General features: G+C 68.8%; 19 protein-coding genes. 2 read left to right on the top strand and 17 right to left on the bottom strand.

The window, feature by feature from the left end:
• Nucleotides 1-21: 21 nt before the first annotated feature.
• The 3 genes from Aco04nite_RS42960 to Aco04nite_RS42950 form a co-directional block, all read right to left on the bottom strand.
• Nucleotides 22-411: an ACT domain-containing protein gene (locus tag Aco04nite_RS42960; RefSeq protein WP_213002937.1), complete on the bottom strand. Its 390-nt coding sequence runs from the start codon at nucleotides 409-411 to the stop codon at nucleotides 22-24.
• Nucleotides 412-577: 166 nt separating this feature from the next.
• On the bottom strand, nucleotides 578-1,048 hold the full coding sequence (locus Aco04nite_RS42955; protein WP_203837359.1) for a hypothetical protein: 471 nt from the start codon (nucleotides 1,046-1,048) through the stop codon (nucleotides 578-580).
• Nucleotides 1,049-1,187: 139 nt separating this feature from the next.
• Nucleotides 1,188-1,928, bottom strand: a complete 741-nt coding sequence (locus Aco04nite_RS42950; protein ID WP_213002944.1) for a hypothetical protein — start codon at nucleotides 1,926-1,928, stop codon at nucleotides 1,188-1,190.
• Nucleotides 1,929-2,282: 354 nt separating this feature from the next.
• On the opposite strand from Aco04nite_RS42950, the gene Aco04nite_RS42945 reads away from it, so the two are divergent.
• Nucleotides 2,283-3,485 (top strand): arginine deiminase, encoded by a 1,203-nt coding sequence (locus Aco04nite_RS42945; RefSeq protein ID WP_213002936.1) that lies wholly within the window; start codon nucleotides 2,283-2,285, stop codon nucleotides 3,483-3,485.
• A 99-nt stretch (nucleotides 3,486-3,584) separates the two neighbouring features.
• On the opposite strand, the gene Aco04nite_RS42940 is transcribed toward Aco04nite_RS42945, so the two are convergent.
• The 11 genes from Aco04nite_RS42940 to Aco04nite_RS42890 form a co-directional block, all read right to left on the bottom strand.
• A complete protein-coding gene (locus Aco04nite_RS42940) occupies nucleotides 3,585-4,472 on the bottom strand; it encodes a DUF5926 family protein (RefSeq protein ID WP_213002935.1) in 888 nt (295 codons plus the stop codon).
• Between the two features lie 26 nt (nucleotides 4,473-4,498).
• The gene (locus tag Aco04nite_RS42935; protein ID WP_213002934.1) at nucleotides 4,499-5,716 is read right to left on the bottom strand and encodes a sensor histidine kinase; all 1,218 of its coding nucleotides are present in this window, start codon (nucleotides 5,714-5,716) and stop codon (nucleotides 4,499-4,501) included.
• An 85-nt stretch (nucleotides 5,717-5,801) separates the two neighbouring features.
• Entirely contained in the window at nucleotides 5,802-6,593 is a 792-nt protein-coding gene (locus Aco04nite_RS42930; protein WP_213002933.1) for a glycerophosphodiester phosphodiesterase, read from the bottom strand.
• Nucleotides 6,590-6,925 (bottom strand): rhodanese-like domain-containing protein, encoded by a 336-nt coding sequence (locus tag Aco04nite_RS42925; RefSeq protein ID WP_213002932.1) that lies wholly within the window; start codon nucleotides 6,923-6,925, stop codon nucleotides 6,590-6,592. Before Aco04nite_RS42925 ends, Aco04nite_RS42930 begins: the two co-directional genes overlap by 4 nt.
• 15 nt (nucleotides 6,926-6,940) lie before the next feature.
• Nucleotides 6,941-8,053: an LCP family protein gene (locus Aco04nite_RS42920; RefSeq protein ID WP_244876706.1), complete on the bottom strand. Its 1,113-nt coding sequence runs from the start codon at nucleotides 8,051-8,053 to the stop codon at nucleotides 6,941-6,943.
• Between the two features lie 239 nt (nucleotides 8,054-8,292).
• Nucleotides 8,293-9,561: an LCP family protein gene (locus Aco04nite_RS42915; protein WP_434062841.1), complete on the bottom strand. Its 1,269-nt coding sequence runs from the start codon at nucleotides 9,559-9,561 to the stop codon at nucleotides 8,293-8,295.
• A gap of 105 nt (nucleotides 9,562-9,666) precedes the next feature.
• Nucleotides 9,667-10,647 (bottom strand): NAD-dependent epimerase/dehydratase family protein, encoded by a 981-nt coding sequence (locus Aco04nite_RS42910; RefSeq protein WP_213002929.1) that lies wholly within the window; start codon nucleotides 10,645-10,647, stop codon nucleotides 9,667-9,669.
• Nucleotides 10,648-10,705: 58 nt separating this feature from the next.
• The gene (locus Aco04nite_RS42905) at nucleotides 10,706-12,370 is read right to left on the bottom strand and encodes a monocarboxylic acid transporter (RefSeq protein WP_213002928.1); all 1,665 of its coding nucleotides are present in this window, start codon (nucleotides 12,368-12,370) and stop codon (nucleotides 10,706-10,708) included.
• Nucleotides 12,370-12,699 carry a DUF485 domain-containing protein gene (locus Aco04nite_RS42900; protein ID WP_213002927.1) on the bottom strand — a complete coding sequence of 110 codons (330 nt, stop codon included), beginning with the start codon at nucleotides 12,697-12,699 and terminating at the stop codon, nucleotides 12,370-12,372. The genes Aco04nite_RS42905 and Aco04nite_RS42900 overlap by 1 nt, the downstream gene beginning before the upstream one ends.
• A 114-nt stretch (nucleotides 12,700-12,813) precedes the next feature.
• Nucleotides 12,814-13,350 (bottom strand): flavin reductase family protein, encoded by a 537-nt coding sequence (locus Aco04nite_RS42895; protein WP_213002926.1) that lies wholly within the window; start codon nucleotides 13,348-13,350, stop codon nucleotides 12,814-12,816.
• Nucleotides 13,338-13,568 (bottom strand): hypothetical protein, encoded by a 231-nt coding sequence (locus Aco04nite_RS42890; protein ID WP_213002925.1) that lies wholly within the window; start codon nucleotides 13,566-13,568, stop codon nucleotides 13,338-13,340. The genes Aco04nite_RS42895 and Aco04nite_RS42890 overlap by 13 nt, the downstream gene beginning before the upstream one ends.
• A gap of 205 nt (nucleotides 13,569-13,773) precedes the next feature.
• Here Aco04nite_RS42890 and trpS point away from each other — a divergent pair, with 205 nt between their 5' ends.
• Nucleotides 13,774-14,787 carry a tryptophan--tRNA ligase gene (gene trpS / locus Aco04nite_RS42885; protein WP_213002924.1) on the top strand — a complete coding sequence of 338 codons (1,014 nt, stop codon included), beginning with the start codon at nucleotides 13,774-13,776 and terminating at the stop codon, nucleotides 14,785-14,787.
• Here trpS and Aco04nite_RS42880 read toward each other — a convergent pair.
• The 3 genes from Aco04nite_RS42880 to Aco04nite_RS42870 are packed head-to-tail and all read right to left on the bottom strand — an operon-like array spanning nucleotide 14,781 to nucleotide 17,878.
• Nucleotides 14,781-16,370, bottom strand: coding sequence for an ABC transporter permease (locus tag Aco04nite_RS42880; RefSeq protein ID WP_213002943.1), 1,590 nt, complete (start codon nucleotides 16,368-16,370; stop codon nucleotides 14,781-14,783). The two genes, trpS and Aco04nite_RS42880, sit on opposite strands and share 7 nt — an antisense overlap.
• Nucleotides 16,367-17,143: an ABC transporter ATP-binding protein gene (locus tag Aco04nite_RS42875; protein WP_213002923.1), complete on the bottom strand. Its 777-nt coding sequence runs from the start codon at nucleotides 17,141-17,143 to the stop codon at nucleotides 16,367-16,369. The genes Aco04nite_RS42880 and Aco04nite_RS42875 overlap by 4 nt, the downstream gene beginning before the upstream one ends.
• Nucleotides 17,144-17,203: 60 nt before the next feature.
• Nucleotides 17,204-17,878 (bottom strand): SCO2207 family protein, encoded by a 675-nt coding sequence (locus Aco04nite_RS42870; RefSeq protein WP_213002922.1) that lies wholly within the window; start codon nucleotides 17,876-17,878, stop codon nucleotides 17,204-17,206.
• Nucleotides 17,879-17,958: the final 80 nt, after the last annotated feature.

Below are 17,958 nucleotides of genomic sequence, written 5' to 3'. Positions count from 1 at the left end.
GGCAGCGGGCAGCGGGCAGCGCTAGGCGGCGACGCGGTGGCCGGCGGCGGTGAGGGTGGCGATGGCTTCGCTGAGGCGGACCTGGGGGACCAGGATGTAGTCCGTGTCGTACGTCGAGAAGGCGACGATGTTGACTCGGGCGTTGGCCAGTGGGACGGCCAGCGAGGCGAGCACCCCGGTGAGGGCGAGGTCGAGCGGCCCGACCACCCGGAGGCACCGCCATGCTGCCTCGGCGATCGCGCCAGGGGGCACCCGATCGGTGGGGCAGATGATGGAGAGCTCGTCGGGGGCCCACGTTACCGAGATGACGGTTTTGTTGTTCGGCCCGCTGCTGAGGGAGGCGGGCAGGGCGGATCCGGCGGGTAGCCGGGACACCGCGTACTCCTCGGGTAGCAGATCTAGGTCGAGCATGATGGTGACACTACGGTCCGGACCCTCTTAACCCCAATGGGTGACCGGTGCGTTCATCGCCACATGGAGACATACGGAGACACCCGGAGGCAAACGAAAACACACGGAGGGCACGCGGAGGGCACGCAGAGAGGCCATGCGGAGGCCACACAAGGCCACCCGAAGGTCAGTAGCGGATCGCCGAGAAGAATGTGAGCGTGGCGATCACGCGCCCGTTCTCGAGGAGCGGGGTGGCGATCGCGTCCACGGTGACGTGACGCTCGTCTCCCAGGGGCTGGATGCGCATGAGGCCACGCGCCAGCCGCTCGGAGGAGAGGGCCAGTAAAGGCGGGATCTTCTCCCGCTCCTGGTCGCTCAGGTCGCCGCCGCCGGCGGTGAAGTCGATGAGCTGCAGTGCGCCCTCGCCGCCCAGTAGCGGCTTGCCCACGACCTCCGCGCCCTTGCCCAGCCCGAGCAGTTCGCTGCCCGAGGGGGAAACGGCCACGATGGTGGCGCCGACGTCAATGACCAGGCACGGCTCGACCGCCTGCCAGACCGTGGACGCCCACCGGTCGATGTTCGAGACGAACTCGGACTCGATCGGCGTACGCGCCTGGGGCACGAACGCTCCCGACAGCGAGAGCTCGACGTGCGCCACCCGCACCTCCCTGATCCCTGTTTGCCGCTGGACCGCACGAGACTCCGCGCCGGACCGATGGGCCGAGACGTGCAGTCTCGACCCTTCGAGTGTCCGGTCGGCGTCGCTCGCGTCGGCAAGCGGTGCACTGGGAGGAACGTTACCGGCGGGTCGCCCGCTTGTCAGCGGCCGTTTGGCCCCCTGGGTACCAGCGGTAGTCGCCCGCGGGTCGGTAGGGGGCATTTGCCCAGGTAGTGGGGTGTTGTGCCACGGCAGAAAGTTTGCTCGCCGTAGCGGGCGAGATTTTCGCCCCACCGGCGATCAGGAGCCGGTCGAGCTCCTTGTGGGTGGCGACGAGACAGTCCTTGGGCAGACCGTGGACGCTGATGACCCCGGAACCCACGAAGGCGAGCACGGGGGTGACGGGCACGGTGAGTCCGACGGCGGCGCTCATTGCCCGTCCGGCGCGCTTGGCGTCGCGGCGGGCCTCGGCTACGTACGCCGGGCGCTTCCCGTTGATCTGGACGACGTCTCCGGCGATGAGGACCCGGGCGCGGCCATGATCGGCAACGGTGACGGCGTACACGCCGCCGGGGCCGATCGCGAGGAAGCCTGCACGGTCGTCGCTCGGGTCGTGGTCGTACCCGAGTGAGTCGGTGCGGGGCCAGTCGACGATGTGCCAGGCGGGTCCGAGGCGGTCGAGACGGGTCAGCGCGCGGGTGCCCGCTGCCTCGAGTCGACGGGCGTCTCGTTCGGCGCGACGTCGGCGCGCCCACTCGACGGGGCTGGGTCGAACCGGCTCGAGTTCCGCGCCTGGGGCGCCTCGATGTGGTTCGAGTGTGGTTGACGGTGCGGAGCGGTGCGGGGCGGGCAGGGCTGGGCCTGCGGGGTAGACAGTCACTGCGACCTCCGGCAAAAGGTCCATCGGGCTCTCTTGTCACTACGGTACGTGTTTAACCCGGTACCCAAGCAAGACATTGGGCGGGAAAGAAAGCGGAATGACTGGGGATGAATGCCGCATTCACGCACAAGGTGTTTTTCCGTATGGTGCATCACGCGACCTAGGGCTCCCCTGGAATCCAAAACGTCCTCCGCCAAGTTGGCGTGCCCTTAGCGGTTACGCAGCCGTGTCTCGGATCTTGGCGCTACGTCACAGGACCGATGCGGACAGTAGGTGACAAAAGCCGGGAGCGCCAGGGCAGACCGCTGCCCAGACACGCTGAAAACACTCGATCGAGGCCTTAGGCTCGGCCACGTGCCTCCTTTTGTAGACAGTGAAGTGGGCCGCCTGGCCACGGTCATGCTGCACCGCCCGGGCGCCGAGCTGGCGCGTCTGACGCCGAGGAACAACGACTCGCTTCTGTTCGACGCCATCCCATGGGTTGGGAGGGCGCAGGAGGAGCACGACGCTTTCGCCCAGGCGTTGCGCGATCGCGGGGTCGAGGTTCTCTATCTGGGCGAGCTGCTCAAGGAGACGCTGGAGAAGCCCGCGGCCCGGGCGGCACTCACCGAGAGCGTCCTCGAGGATCCGCGGCTCGGCGACAACCTGCGGGGCCGGGTCAGTGCGCACCTGGCCGACCTCGACCCGCGTGACCTGGCCCAGGTGCTGATGGCCGGGCTGGCGCACGAGGAGCTCAAACCGGGGCCGGGCAAGCCGGGCGGTCTGGTCTACGAGCTGATGGACCGGCACGACTTCGTCATCGATCCGCTGCCCAACCTGCTCTTCACCCGAGATTCATCAGCATGGGTACGGAACCAGGTCGCCGTCACCAGCCTCGCGATGCCCGCCCGCAACCGCGAGACGACGCTGACCAAGGCCATCTACAAGCACCACCCCCGATTCGCCGGCACCGAGCTGCTCTACAACCCGGGACTGGAGAATGTGGAGGGTGGCGACATCCTGCTGCTCGCCCCGAACGTCCTGGCGATCGGCGTGGGCGAGCGCACCACCGCCGCGGGCGCCGAGCGGCTGGCGCGGCGGGTCTTCGCGGCCGGTCTCGCGCACACGATCCTGGTGGTGCCGATCGCGCAGGAACGCGCCACGATGCATCTCGACACCGTCTGCACGATGGTCGACGTGGATGCGGTGGTGATGTATCCGAACATCGCTGACGCGCTCCGGGCGTACCCGGTGACTGCGGGTTTTGATGGTGAACCGCAGGTGGGGGCGGCGCGGCCGTTCCTGGACGCGGCCGCCGAGGCGATGGGCATCGACCGGCTGCGCATCATCGACACCGGGCTCGACCCCGTGACGGCCGAGCGGGAGCAGTGGGACGACGGCAACAACACGCTGGCGATCGCGCCCCGCGTCTGTGTCGCGTACGAACGCAATGTCGAGACCAACGCCCAGCTCGAGCGGGCCGGCATCGAGGTCATCGCGATCAGCGGATCGGAGCTCGGCTCCGGACGCGGCGGCCCGCGCTGCATGTCCTGCCCGATCGAACGCACCCCGGGCTGACAGGGCCCGGCTGACGGAGCCGGCCTGACAGGGCCGGGCTGACGGAGCCGGGCTGACGGAACCGGGGACGCGCCCACTGTGGAGCGTCCCCGGCTGAAGTCAGCGCAGCGTCAGCTGTCGTCCCACGAGACCCTGCTTGGCACGCCGCGCGGCACCGTCGAGCGGGCCGGTCTCGGCGAGGGTGTCGGCGTAGCGCTTCGCGAAGTCCGCGAGGGCGGCCTCCCACTCGCCGGCCTCCGGCTCGCCCGGCACGTCCCAGACCGGGACCAGCAGGCCGTGCGCGCGGAACATGCCGGCGAACTTGGTGCCCTCGCCGAGCAGCAGATCACCCGCGGCGGAGAGGCGGGCCAGCGCGTCCAGCGCGGCGTCCTCCTGCTCCGGCAGGACCCAGCGCACGTGTGCCTTGTCGGGCACCCGGGTCCAGTACGCCGCATGCGCTGCGGCCATCCGCACGGTCGGATAGATCGAGGCGTTGGCTCGTTCGAGCGACGCCTTCACGTTCGGGTCCTCGGCCTGCTGCGCGTCGAGCCAGTATTCGAAGCCCTCGTGCATGGTGATGTCGAGCGGGCCGTCCGCGAGGATGTCCTGCAGGCGCACACCCGCGCCCGGCAGCGACGGCACGGAGACGGTCTCACCGGGCTCGGTCTGCAACGCGCGCAGGATCGCCACGGCGATGTCCCGGGACACGTCGCCGGACTGGACGTGACGCTGGAGGCCGACGAAGACGCGGCCGTCGGCGCGGGTCATCGCGGGCCACGCCATGGGCAGGACGGTGGAGAGGGTGACCTCGCGGTCGCCGTACTCCTCGATCACTTCGGGTTTGAGGGTCAGCGGCGCCGAGGCGGCCGGGACCAGCTCACGCATCGCGATCCACTCGGTCTCGTCGGCCAGGCCCTCGAACGGCCGGGCCACGAAGATGTCGCGGACCTTCTCGCGCTTGGGTGCCGCGTCGGCTGCGGCTCGGGGGTTCTTTCGACGCTTGCTCACGACGAACCACCCTATCGGTTCCGCCCCTACGCGCGGGGGAACCTCACTTCTGCGACGGTGCCGCCGCCCTCGCGGGGGCGCAGCGAGACCCAGCCGTGCTGGCGCTCCACGATGCGGCGGACGAGGTAGAGGCCGAGCCCGGCGCCGGGGTTGCGGCCGGTGCTGTCCGGGTCGCCCTGCCAGTAGCGCTCGAAGGCCAGCTCGACGTGCTCCGGCTCGACCCCGATGCCCCGGTCGGCGACCCGGAACGTCACGGTGGCGTCGTCGGCCTCGGCGGTGACGGTCACCTCGGTCTCGGCCGCGGAGTATTTGTCGGCGTTGGTGGAGAGCTCGGTGAGGATCGTGGAGAGCGACTCCCGGTCGCCGAACGCCTTGGGCAGCTCGGCGGGCAGGTCGTCCAGCACGAGCCGGCCGCGCAGGTTGCCGGGGAGCTCCGCGGCCCCCGCCCGGATGGCTTCCACCAGGTCGAACGGGCCGGGCGGTGAACCCGCCGCCTCGCCGTCGTCGCTGGTCGCGGCGAGCAGCCGGTCGACCAGGCGGGCCAGCTCCCCGGCCCGCGCGCCGATCACGCGGACCGCCTCGTGGCGCCCGTCCTCACCGAGGGAATCCCAGTGGTTGGTGAGCGTGTCCGCATAACCCTTGATGACCGTGACCGGGGTACGCAGCTCATGGCTGGTCACCGCGACGAAGAGGTCGCGGTCCTCCTGCCGGCGCTGGTTGGCGGCCGCGTCGCGGTGCAGCACCGCCGCTTTCGGGTCGTCGCCGCCGCGCGCGCCGTAGAGGTGGCCGACGTTCGCGGCGAGCATCTCCAGCACGGCGTGGAATTCCGGTCCGGGGCGGGGATCGTCGGCGGCGTAGTAGACGTGCAGGGAGCCGACGACGAGCCCGACCGTCTCGCAGCGGGCGCCCAGGACGTCGTGCAGGCCCGGCTCGTCGACGTTGCGGGAGAACTCGTCGTGCACGGAGTCGAGGGTGACGTGCCGGGCCCGGCGGTCGGGCAGCAGACCCGCGTCCTCGCGGTCCACCCGGCGGCCCAGGGCGCTCTCGCAGGCACCGCTCGCGGCGATGACACGGCCGTGGCCGGGCCGGTATTCGGCGAAGCCCGCACCGCGTGCGCGCAGGACCTGCTGGGCGAGCCGGACGATCTGATTGAGCACGGCCAGGCCGGTCTCGCCCGCGCTGATCCGATCGAGGAGCGTGATCTGCCCCCGCGTCAGAGCGGTGTAGTCGGGTCGATCCGGCATGTCTGCGAGTCTGCCTCGTATCCGGCCTTTTGGGCAGGGCGACACCTGTGGATCTTGACGATAATTCCGGTGGAAGTGGCGGTTGTCACACTGGCGGTGCGCTATTCAGCCGATCGATCACGAAGCGTGGTCGATCGCTGATGATCCCGTCGATGCCCTGGCTGAGCACAAGATCGAGATCCGGCTCTTCGTTCACCGTCCAGACATAGGTCTGATGGCCCGCCGCCTGAAAGTTCCGGATCAATGTGGGCCTCGAGCGGACCAGGGAGATCCCCGGGCCGGCGATCCGGGCGCCGAAGGGAAGCCGCCCACGGCTCACCCCGGGAGGCGGGATCTCGAGCAGATAGACGGTCGGCAGGGCCGGTGCCAGCGCGCGGATGCGGCGCAGAGCGAGGGCGGCGAACGACATCACCGTCACGTGCAGCGGGTCGCCCGTCACGGGCTCCGCGAGATCGAACTTGCGGAGCATCTCCACGAGCCGGCGCTCGACCTCGGCGCCGTACCGTGACGGATGTTTGGTCTCGATGAGTAACCGGACAGGACGGCCGTAATCGCGCAGAACGGTGAGTAACCGGTCGAGCGTCAACAGCCTGAGGTGATCCGGCGGCAGCTCCCCGGCCCCGGCGTGCCACGAGCCGAAGTCGAGCTCCTCCAGCTCGGCCAGGGTCTTCGTGCTGACTAGGCCGGTGCCGTTGGAGGTGCGGTTGAGCCGGCGGTCGTGCACGCAGACGAGATGCCCGTCGCGGGTCAGCCGCACGTCGCATTCCACACCGTCGGCACCGTCGTCGAGCGCGCGCAGGTATGCCGCGAGCGTGTGCTCCGGCAATGCGTCAGCCCCGCCACGGTGGGCGAAGACGAAAGGGCGCCCGGTGGTCACAGCACGCGGGCCGGCTGACCGTTCTCGCTGACCACGTCGCGCCCGGCGGCGGACCACGCCTGCATGCCGCCGTCGAGGTTGCGAACGTTGTCCCAGCCGTTGCCCATGAGATAGGAGACGACCTGACCGGAGCGCCCGCCGGAGCGGCACACCACCACGACCTCGGCGTCGGTCGGGATCTCGGCGATCCGGGCCGGCACCTCCATCATCGGCAGGTGGTGGGCGTCGGGCGCGTGACCCGCCGCCCATTCGTCGGGCTCGCGCACGTCGAGCAGATAGGCCGAGGACTCGACCTGAGCGGGTGTCACGCTGGGTACCTGAGGTCCGAACACGATTCCAGCCTAGAGCTACTTCTCGTTCGCCACGACGTCCGGGTTCGCCAGGATGAACTGGGAGAGTTTGTCCTGCTTGACGGCCTTGTACATTTCCATGCTCTTCGGCGTGATCGATTCACGCTGGTTCTCGTTGCCCGCGAACGTGCCGTTGTTGGTGCGCAGCAGCACCATGTCGTTGGCCGCGACGCCCTTGAGCCCGAACATGAAGTCGGTGACCTTGACGTCGCCGGTGTCGAGGACGAACGCGTCGCCCGCCGCCTTGATCAGGTTGTTGACCTTGACCGGGTTGGTGAGCACGCCGCTGTTCGCGGCCTTCTTGGCGATGGCCTTGATGAGCTGCTGCTGGTGCCGCTGCCGGTCGTAGTCGCCGTTCTTCAGGCCGTAACGCTGCCGGGCGTAGTCGAGCGCCTGCCAGCCCTCGAGGTCCTGGCAGCCCTTCTCGTACCAGATGTCCTTGTGCGTGCCGGCCGTCTTACGGGCGTCGGCGAGGTAGAGCGGCTTGCCGTCGACCAGCTGGATGTGGTGCGACTTGACCCGCTGGTCGACACACATGCGTACGCCGTCCAGCGCGTCGATGATGCTCTTGAACCCGTTGAAGTCGATGATCGCGGCGCCGTCGAACGTCATCCCGGTGTTGGCCTTGATGGTCTGCGCCATCAGCTGGGCGCCACCGGCCCACCCGCCGCCGTTCTGGGCGCCGTGGAAGAACACCTCGGTCGCCTTGGCGACGCCGCCGGCATATTTGGCCTTGGGGAACGCCGGAACCTGCATCTCGGTGTCCCGCGGGATCGACACGAGGTACGCCTGGTCGTGGCTGGCCGGGATGTGCAGCGCGATGATCGTGTCGGAGCGCAGGTCGTCGACGGCCCACCGCTTACGGGCGTCGACACCCATAAGCAGGATGTCGACCGCGCCCTTGATGTCGCCGCCGCCCTCGGCCCCGGTCTTCTGGTTGCCGCCGAGCAGGTTCTCCTGGGTGACGGCGTTGGTCGCGCTGCTGACGAGCCATTTCGTGCCAACGACGCCGGCGCCGCTGCTGACCATGAGGACCGCACCGAACATGACGGTCAGCTTGGCCCAGAGCGGATCCTTGCGCTTGCGGCCCTTCTTCGGCGACTTGGGCATCGGACCCGAAGGGTGATCGCGAGTGGGGTTCCCGTCCTTGTCCAACGCCGGTCGACGGCCGGTGGTGTGGACGGACATGCGCGCTCCAAGCTCTTCGGGGCAATGGCGGGTGTCACTGTACGTTCAACTGTCATCTCTGGCGAGGTCTTGCCGGTTTCAAGTCAATGACACGCATTGTTAATGCAAGGGTGCGGGTGGCGTTATCTGCCGACCCGCACCCTTTGGCTGTTTCTGGGACGTCAGCTCTTGTTCGCTGTCATCCATTCGGTCATCTTGTCGGAAGCGACCGCCTTGTAGAGGACGAGTGCCTTGTCCCGGTCCGCGACGACGACGCTCTGACCCGAGATCGTCTCGCTGCCCTTGTTGGGGCTCGTGATGAAGGTGAGGTTCTCGCCGCGCAGGCTGCGGAACTGCACCGCCATGTCGGTGAGCGAGAAGTCCTGGTCCGCCGTGACGGCCTTGGTGACCGACTTGAGGAAGTCGTTGAGCTTGCTGGGGTTGCTCAGCGTGCCGCCGCTGGCAGCCTTGTCCATCAGCGCCTTCAGGAACTCCTGCTGGTGACGCATCCGGTCGAAGTCGCCGCGGGGGAACTGCTTACGCTGACGGATCCAGTCCAGCGCCTGCTCGCCGTTCATGTGCATGGTGCCCTTGACGAACTTGCGGTGCGGCTTGTGGATCGACGTGATGCTCTGGTCCACCTTGAGGTCCACGCCGCCGAGCGCGTCGGTGACCTCCTTGAAGCCACCGAAGTCGATCGCCAGCACGTGGTCCAGGTGCACGTCGGTCATGCACTCGACCGTCCGCACCGCCCGGGGCAGCCCGCCGAAGGCGAACGCCGCGTTGATCTTGGCCCGGCTGCCGCTGTCACACGCCGCGTCGTTGGCCGACGGGATGTTGACCCACAGGTCGCGCGGGATCGAGATCAGCTGCGCGGACTTATGGTCCGCGGGGATGTGCATGAGGATCAGCGTGTCCGCGCGCCAGGCGTTCGTCGTGTCCTTGGCGGCGTCCGGGTCCCGCGAGTCGCTGCCGACCAGCAGGACGTTCAGCGCGCCGTCCACCGTCTTGGCCGGGCGGCCGTTGGTGATCTCGGAGAACGCGTCCGTGCGCTTGAGGTCGTCGTTGAGGCCGTTTGCGTACCCGTAGAGCGAAATGCCCGCGATGATGCCGGCCACGATCAGGACGGCGCCGACGACCAGGGCGATGCGGCCCCACTTCGGCTTGCGCTTGCCCTTGTAGGGCCGGCCTGCGGGAGGCGGGCCGCCAGGACCCCCGGGGCCACCGCCGCGCGGCGGCCAGTCCCCGTCACCGGAAGACCGGCTGGAAGGCGCGCCGTAAGAAGGACCACCGCTCGAAGAGCGACCGCTGCCGTACGCCGGCGCGGCTGAGCCGACCCGACCGGAGGAGCCGGGCACCGCGGAACGATCCATGGCGCCCGGAATACCCACCGAGCCCGGCACCGAAGCCCGGCCGGCCGGGCCACCCCAAGGGGACGAATTCGCAGACATGAGAACAGATTACGAGTACGGGACCAGCTGAACCCTTTATCGGCGCGGGGTGGCACGAAGGTGGGAGACAATTACTGTTCGTGCAACGTTCACTACCGTGCTGAATTACTCAGCAGCCGAAGATCCCGCGAAGAAGTCGATCGTGCGGCGCAGACCGTCCTCGGGACCGACCTGCGGCTCGTATCCGAGCAGGGTGCGCGCCAGCGTGAGATCGGGGCGGCGCTTCTCCGGGTCGTCGGAGGTGCGCTCGACCAGCTCGATCCGCGAGTCGCTGCCGGCGAGCTTCACGATCAGCTCGGCGAGCTCCAGCATCGTCAGCTCGTGCTCGGTACCGCAGTTGATCGGACCGGTCTCGCCCGAGTCGAGCAGCAGCAGGATGCCGCGGACCAGATCATCGACGTACGTGATCGACCGCGTCTGCGAGCCGGTGCCGTGCACGGTCAGCGGGGTGCCCCGCAGCGCCTGGCTGATGAACGTCGGGATGGCCCGCCCGTCATCCGGGCGCATCCGCGGACCGTACGTGTTGAAGATCCGCACGATGGCGGTATCGAGACCGTGGAACCGGTGGAACGCCATGGTTGCCGCCTCCGAGAACCGCTTCGCCTCGTCGTAGACGGCCCGCACGCCGATCGGGTTGACGTTGCCCCAGTAGCTCTCCGGCTGCGGGTGCACCGCCGGGTCGCCATACGCCTCGGAGGTCGACGCCATCAGGAACCGCGCCGAGTCGGCGACGGCCCGCTCGAGCAGCGCCAGCGTCCCGGCCGAACCCACCTTGAGGATCTCGACGGGCAGCTTCGCGAAGTCGGTGGGGCTGGCGGGCGACGCCATGTGCAGAATCGCGTCGAACCGCTCGGTCAGCGCCGGGTCGGCGGGCAGCCCCTCGGCGAGGTCCCCCTCGACGAGCGTGAATCGCGGCTCGGCGGCGAGGTGGGCGACGTTGTCGCGGCTGCCCGTGACGAAATTGTCGACGGCGACAACCGTGCAACCCCGCGCCAGCAGCGCATCGACGACGTGTGACGGCACGAAGCCGGCCCCGCCGCTGACCAGAATCCGATGTCCCTCGCCGAACCGCTGCTGCACTGACATGAGAGCAACCTTAGCGAGCGGGGCCGACGGGCGAGGTGCCCGTCGGCCCCTGCGCGAATTAGTGCGCTCCGTGTCCGGTCAGTGACCGAACTTCCAGCTCGGCGTACTTCTCCGGGTCGGTCTCCTTGGAGATGACCGTGCCGATCCAGCCGCAGAGGAAGCCGATCGGGATGGAGATGATGCCCGGGTTGTTGAGCGGGAAGAAGTGCCAGTCGCTGTCCGGGAACATCGCCGTGGGCGAGCCGGAGACGACGGGCGAGAAGAAGACCAGCACCACCGCGGCGATGAGACCGCCGTAGATCGACCACAGCGCCCCGGAGGTGTTGAACCGCCGCCAGAACAGGCTGTAGATGATCGCCGGGAGGTTCGCCGAGGCTGCCACCGCGAACGCGAGCGCCACCAGGAACGCGACGTTCAGGCTCTGGGCGAAGATCGACAGGACGATCGCGACCGCGCCGATGACGAATGCCGAGATCCGGGCGACCCGCACCTCGTCGCGTTCGCCGGCGTTGCCCCGCTTGATCACGCTGGCGTAGAAGTCGTGCGCCACGCTCGACGACGAGGCCAGGGTGAGCCCGGCCACCACCGCGAGGATCGTGGCGAACGCGACCGCTGCGATGATCGCCAGCAGCACCGCGCCGCCGGTGGCGCCGCCCAGGTAGTCGATGCCCAGGGCCTGGGCCAGCTGCGGCGCCGCCGTGTTGCCGGCCTTGTCCTGCGCCGTGATCGCCTTGCCGCCCACCAGGGCCGCCGCGCCGAAGCCCAGGGCCAGGGTGAACAGGTAGAACGTGCCGATGATGCCGATGGCCCAGAGCACGCTCTTGCGGGCGACCCGAGCCGTCGGGACGGTGTAGAAGCGGGTCAGGATGTGCGGCAGACCGGCCGTGCCCAGGACCAGCGCGATGCCCAGCGAGAGCAGGTCCATCTTGCTGTAGAAGGTGGCGGACCCGCTGGCTGACTCGACGCCGTACCGGAGCCCCGGTTCCAGGAACGCCTCCCCCTTGCCGGACTGCGCCGCGGCGTCGCCGAGCAGGGTGGAGAGGTTGAACTTGTAGTGCGCCAGCACCAGGATCGTCATCACCAGCGCGCCGGTCATCAGCAGGAACGCCTTGACGATCTGCACGTAGGTGGTGCCCTTCATGCCACCGACGACCACGTAGACGATCATCAGCGCGCCGACCAGGATGATCGTGGCGACCTTGGCGGTGTCGGCGTCCATGCCCAGGAACGTCGCACCGGGCTTGATACCGAGCAGCAGGGACACGAGCGCGCCGGCGCCGACCATCTGCGCGATCAGGTAGAAGATCGAAACCACGATCGTCGAGACCGAGGCAGCCGTACGCACCGGGCGCTGACGCATCCGGAACGCCAGCACGTCGGCCATCGTGTAACGGCCCGAGTTGCGCAGGAACTCCGCGACCAGCAGCAGCGCGACGAGCCACGCCACCAGGAAGCCGATCGAGTAGAGGAAGCCGTCGTACCCGTAGAGGGCGATGAGCCCGGCGATGCCCAGGAACGAGGCGGCCGACATGTAGTCGCCGCCGATCGCGAGGCCGTTCTGGAACCCGGTGAACTGGCGGCCGCCTGCGTAGAAGTCGGTGGCCGTCTTCGTCTGCCGGCTGGCCCAGATGGTGATCGCCAGCGTGATCGCGACGAAGATCAGGAAGAGCGTGATCGTGAGCGGACGGCTGGATGCGGATTCGGCCGCGACGATGTTCAGCATCAGTGGGCCGCCTCGTCGAGCTCAGCCTTGATCTTGTCGGCGGTCGGGTCCAGCTCCTTGGCGGCGTACCGCGAGTAGTACCAGGCGATCAGGAACGTCGTCACGAACTGCAGCAGGCCGAACAGCAGCGCGATGTTGATGTGGCCGACGATCTTGACCGACATGAACCCGCGGGCATATGCCGAGAGCAGGACGTAGAGCGCGTACCAGAGGAAGAACGCGATCGTCATCGGGAAGACGAAGTTGCGCAGTTTGCGGCGCAGGCCTGCGAATTCCGCGGAACGTTGTACCTCGAGATATTTCTCGCTGGATGTCGCTTCGGTTGTCACGTCGTCACCACCTTCGTGGGGCCAGATAAGGGGTATCACCGGCACCGTACGAAGGTGAGGAGGCCGTCACGGACCGTTGGTCAACGGCTGCGCCGAGCGGCGGACGGCTTGCGCTTACCGGTCGAGCGAGCGGTAACGCCCACGAAAGTGCAGAAGTGGTACGCCGGCCACGTCCCCGATCTCGACCCGCTCAACGGTCGCCTCGACGAGCAGCGCCCACCCGTACTCCCGCTCGGCATCGAGCCGGCACCCCGCCCAGCTCCCGGCATCGCGCGGCACCGGCCCGTACTCCGTCTCCACCCACTCCCCGGCTGCGAACAATCCGCCCGGCGCGGGCATCAACCCGGCAAATTTGTCGGCCAGTTGCTGGTCATCGGGCCCGAGCGGGGTCACCGCGAAACGCCGCGCGACCGAAACGGCGTCCCAGAAGTCGCTCTCCTCATCGACCAGCCCCAGCACCCGCCCCGGATCCCCGTCAGCGACGAGCATGGACGACACGGTGAGCCCGGCCGGCCCGGGCGCGGTCCACAGGGTGACGGGCGCGGCCAGCCGTCCCCGGAGCCGCCGCACGGCCGACTTGTCCTGCTCCGGAGTGGCGAACGGGTCAGTGGAGTGGATGTGCCCGCCGTTTTCAGGTTTCACGGGAAACATTCTGCCGCCGCAGCAGCACGAATGCGGCGGCGAGGGCGATCCACGCCGGTGCGATCGCCAGATCGACGGACCGCGCCGCCGATCGTGGCAAAGATCCAGCCGGGCCATTCGCCCTCGGCAAGCTCGTTCACGCCACTACCGATGATCCAGGAGCCCCAGACGGCGGCCAGAGAGATCCGGCCGATGCGGTCGTACTGCTCGGACCCGTCCGTCGCCATTGGACTCGGTTAACCGCCGGTCATGCCTGCCAAACCCGGGTAAGCTGGCCGACATGAGCGCGTGTGTGCAGAGCTGGCGTCCGTCCTAGGGACGGATACCAACCCGCGCGCTCGGGCCGTCCCATCGGACGGCCTTTTTCGTTTCTTCAGGGCCGTCCCCGGCCCTGGTTTCCCCAGGGCTGTCCACAACCCTGAAGGAGACACGATGAACTCGCTCGAAGACCGGATCGAAGCCGCACCGCAGGACTTCCGGGTGCTCACCGGGGACCGCCCGACCGGCCCGCTGCACCTCGGCCACTACTTCGGGACCCTGCGCAATCGGGTACGCCTGCAGCGCCGCGGCGTCGACATGTTCGTGATCGTGGCGGACTACCAGGTGCTGACCGACCGCGACGTGGCCGAGCGCCTCGGCGAAACCGTCGACGGGCTGCTGCTCGACTATCTCGCCGCGGGGCTGGATCCCGACGCGACGACCGTTTTCACGCACAGCGCCGTGCCTGCGCTCAACCAGCTGCTGCTGCCGTTCCTGAGCCTGGTCAGCGTCCCCGAGCTGCAGCGCAACCCGACGGTGAAGGACGAGATCCAGCACTCGCGGCAGAGCTCGGTGAGCGGGCTGATGTTCACCTACCCGGTGCATCAGGCAGCGGACATCCTGTTCTGCAAGGGCAACCTCGTGCCGGTCGGGCAGGACCAGATGCCGCACATCGAGGTGACGCGGACGGTGGCCCGGCGCTTCAACGAGCGTTACGGCCCGGTCTTCCCCGTGCCGGAAGGCCTGCTCAGCATCGCGCCGGTGCTGCCCGGCACGGACGGCAGGAAGATGAGCAAGAGCCGCGGCAACGCGATCGCGCTCTCCTCGACCCCCGACGAGACCGCCCGGCTGATCAAGAGCGCGACCACGGATGCCGACCGGACGATCAGCTACGACCCGGAACGCCGGCCGGGGGTGTCCGGGCTCGTGCAGCTTGCCGCGTTGTGCCTGGACAGGGAGCCGGACGACGTGGCGGCGGAGATCGGGGACGCGGGGTCGGCGGCGCTGAAGCGGACCGTGACCGAGGCGGTGAACGAGTTCCTGGCGCCGATGCGGGAGCGGCGGGCGGCGTACGCGCAGGATCTGGGTTTTGTCCGGGATTTGTTGCGTCGTGGGAACGCTCGCGCGAACGAGTTCGCGGATCAGACGCTGCAGGAGGTGCGCGTGGCGATGGGGACCGTTTACTGACTGCCCGCGCTGACCGTTGCCAGAAGCTCGGGCATGCGGTCGTCGAGCATCGGGGCGGCAATTCGCAGACCGAGGACAAAGGCGCCGGCACCGTACGCGATCCCGACCGGCAGCCCGATCCACAGCCACACGTCGCCGAGCAGCCACGCGCCGATCTGCAGCGGTGCGGTGGCGATCGTCGCGCCGATCAGGGCGGCAAAGCTGAGCAGGCCCTTCGCCGTGCCGCCGCCCGAGGACATGGCGAACGGGCTGGTGGAGTCGGGCAGGGCGTAGGCGGCGCGGACGGAGATCGGCATGGCTACCGCGAGGGCTACGCCGTACGCCGCGAGCACCGTCCCGATCAGGGCGGGAGCCGCCGCGCCCCGGCCCGGCACGACGCTCGCGACCACCGAGATCACCAGTAGGGGCGGGAGGACGTACACGGACAGGCCTGTTGCGCGGGCAGCCAGCTCGACCCGCCCCGGAACCCCGGCCACGACGTTGGCCGCGTAGGCGCTGCCCTCGAAGCCGAACTGGTTGGTCAGGCTGACCGCGGCGAGGGCGGCGACGAACACCAGCACCGCCCCGGAGGCGCCGGCGGGGCCACCGCTGACCGCGACCAGGACGGGCAGGAAGAGGGCGACGGCGACGAACGAGATGAGGGTCGCGCGCCGCCGGGTCTCACGCCACCAGTAGCGCATCTCGCGGCCCGCCAGGGCACCGAACCGGTTGCGTGGCAGCCAGCGCGGCACGAGCTGGTCGACGGGCGTGCGCTGGGACGCCGCCCGTTCCCGGGAGCCGCTCTTCGCCCCGAGCATCGCTTTCTCCAGCGAGCCCGACCACCACCACAGCAGCAGAGCGATGGTCGCGCCAACAACCACAATCTTGATGGGTACGGCCCACAGCCGGCCGGCCGCGACATCGAGGCCCATGCTGTACGGGGCACCGAGCGGCGTCCACGCGAGCACATCGACCACGTGCCCGATGCCCTGCCAGTCTGCCCGTTCGATCGCCGAACGCAGCCCGAGCTGCAGCGGGCCGAGCAGGGCAGCGCTGCCCGCGAGCGCGACGGTCGCCAGATCCCGGGACCGCCGGCTGCGCAACGCGGTTGCGAAGGCGCTGGTCACGGCGCGGCTCAGCGCGGCACAGAGCAGGATTCCCCCGGTCAGGCCGACGAGCTCGACCGTTGCCGCGAAGAATCCGCCCAGCGTCGCCGCGGCGTGGACCATGCCGAGCGTGGCCGCGAACGTGGCGATTGCGGGCACGCCGACCAGCGAGGCCGCGAACAGGCCCCGGACGAGCGTGACGTGGCGCAGGGGAAGCAGGGCGAACCGGGCGGGATCCAGCGACTCGTCCACCCCGAAAATGATCAACGGCAGGAAGAGCCAGCCCAGCACGATGGCGCTGCCCGTCAGCGGGAACACGACCTCGGCGGCCCGTTGCTCGCCGAGCACGCCGATGACGCTGAACAGGGCGTATCCGGAAACTGCGGCCGCGGCTGCCATCACGGCGCCGATCACGAAGAGAGTCACCCGCTGGGTGCGCCCGCGCAGGCCGTTGGCGAGGAGGCGGAGCTTGAGACGGACGAAGTAACGGGCGCTCACAGCCACGAAAGCTCCGAGCCGGTTGCCGTACGCCCACCGACCACCTCGACGAACACGTCCTCGAGCGAGCGGTCGCCGCGCACCTCGTCCAGCGTGCCCCGGACCCGGATCCGCCCGTCCGCCATGATCGCCACGTGGCTGCAGAGCCGCTCGACCACCGTCATCACGTGGCTGGAGAAGACGACGGTGCCGCCGCCGGTGACGTACCGCTGCAGGATCCCGCGGATCAGCGCCGCCGACACCGGGTCGACCGCCTCGAACGGCTCGTCCAGCACGAGCAGCCGCGGCGCGTGTAGCAGCGCGCAGGCCAGCCCGATCTTCTTCTTCATGCCGGCCGAGTAGTCGACCACGAGGGTCCGGTTGCCCGCACCCAGCTGCAGCACGTCCATCAACTCGACGCTGCGCCGGTCGACCACCGTCGGGTCCATACCGCGCAGCAGGCCCTGGTACGCGAGCAGCTCGGTGCCGGTCAGCCGGTCGAAGAGGCGTACGCCGTCGGGGAGCACGCCGATCCTCGACTTCGCGGCGATCGGGTCGGCCCAGACGTCGTACCCGAGGATCCGGGCCTGACCGAGATCGGGCCGCAGCAGGCCGACCGCCATGGAGAGAGTCGTGGTCTTGCCCGCGCCGTTCGGGCCGAGCAGGCCGAAGAACGAACCCGCGGGCACATCCAGATCTATTCCGGCAACCGCGACTTTTGCCTCGAATTGCTTGACCAGCCCACGCAGAGCGAGCGCCGCATCGGGGCTTCTGCGCTGTTCGGGGACGGTCATGCCCCCGAACCTAACGGTTGGTAACCCCGGTGGGATACCCCGTGACCTCGGTTTGTCTACTCAGCCGATCCGTTCGATCACAGCGCGTCGAATGAGGAATTTGCCTGATTCGCGAACTTGTTCGAAGGCGGCGTCATTGAGCAGCACGCAGCTTCCGGAGGGGGTGGCGACCTTCACGGTGATGCTCTTGTTGTTGTCCAGGTTGGTGACCCGCAGGGTGGTGCCGATCGGGAACGTGCCGCTGGACGCGGCCGGAGCGCCTGCTTCGCCGGAAAGCGTGACGGTGCTGCCCTTGCAGACGACGTCGCCCGTTCCTGCATTGCCGGCCGGCGCTTCCGTTGTCTTTGTCGGCGCTGGTGTCGTTTTCGTCGGTGCTTTCGTCGGGGCTTTAGTCGTCTTTGTGGGGGCCGCTGTCGGGGCTTTTACCGGCGGTGCCACCGCTTGGACGTCATCGGTGCAGCCCGCGACGACCCGGCGCTGGTTGATCAGGTCGACGACGGCCTGGCGATTGGCGATCCGGGCGTCGGAGAGCGCATCCGGATTCGCCTTCTGGTCGGCGATGAAACTCAGGTTGTTCTGCAGTGCGGTGTCCAGGCCGTTGCAGTTCTCGCCGGCACTGCTGACACCCGTGCTGATCGCGAACGCGCCACCCGCGAGCGCCGCGGCGGTAATACCGATCAGCACCTTACGGGTACGCCCGGAAGTCCTGCTCCAGCTGCTGGTCCTGCGTTTCATGCCGCCGCTCCTTCGCGCCTCGGGGTTCGCGCATTGGTACGGAGCGCGGGTATCGAGAGGTTCAGGAAACTAACCTTAAA

The organism is Winogradskya consettensis, assembly GCF_018332715.1.
Taxonomy (GTDB): Bacteria; Actinomycetota; Actinomycetes; order Mycobacteriales; family Micromonosporaceae; genus Actinoplanes; species Actinoplanes consettensis.
The sequence above is the reverse complement of the archived record's forward strand: the minus strand, read 5'-3'. Positions and strand labels throughout refer to the sequence as shown.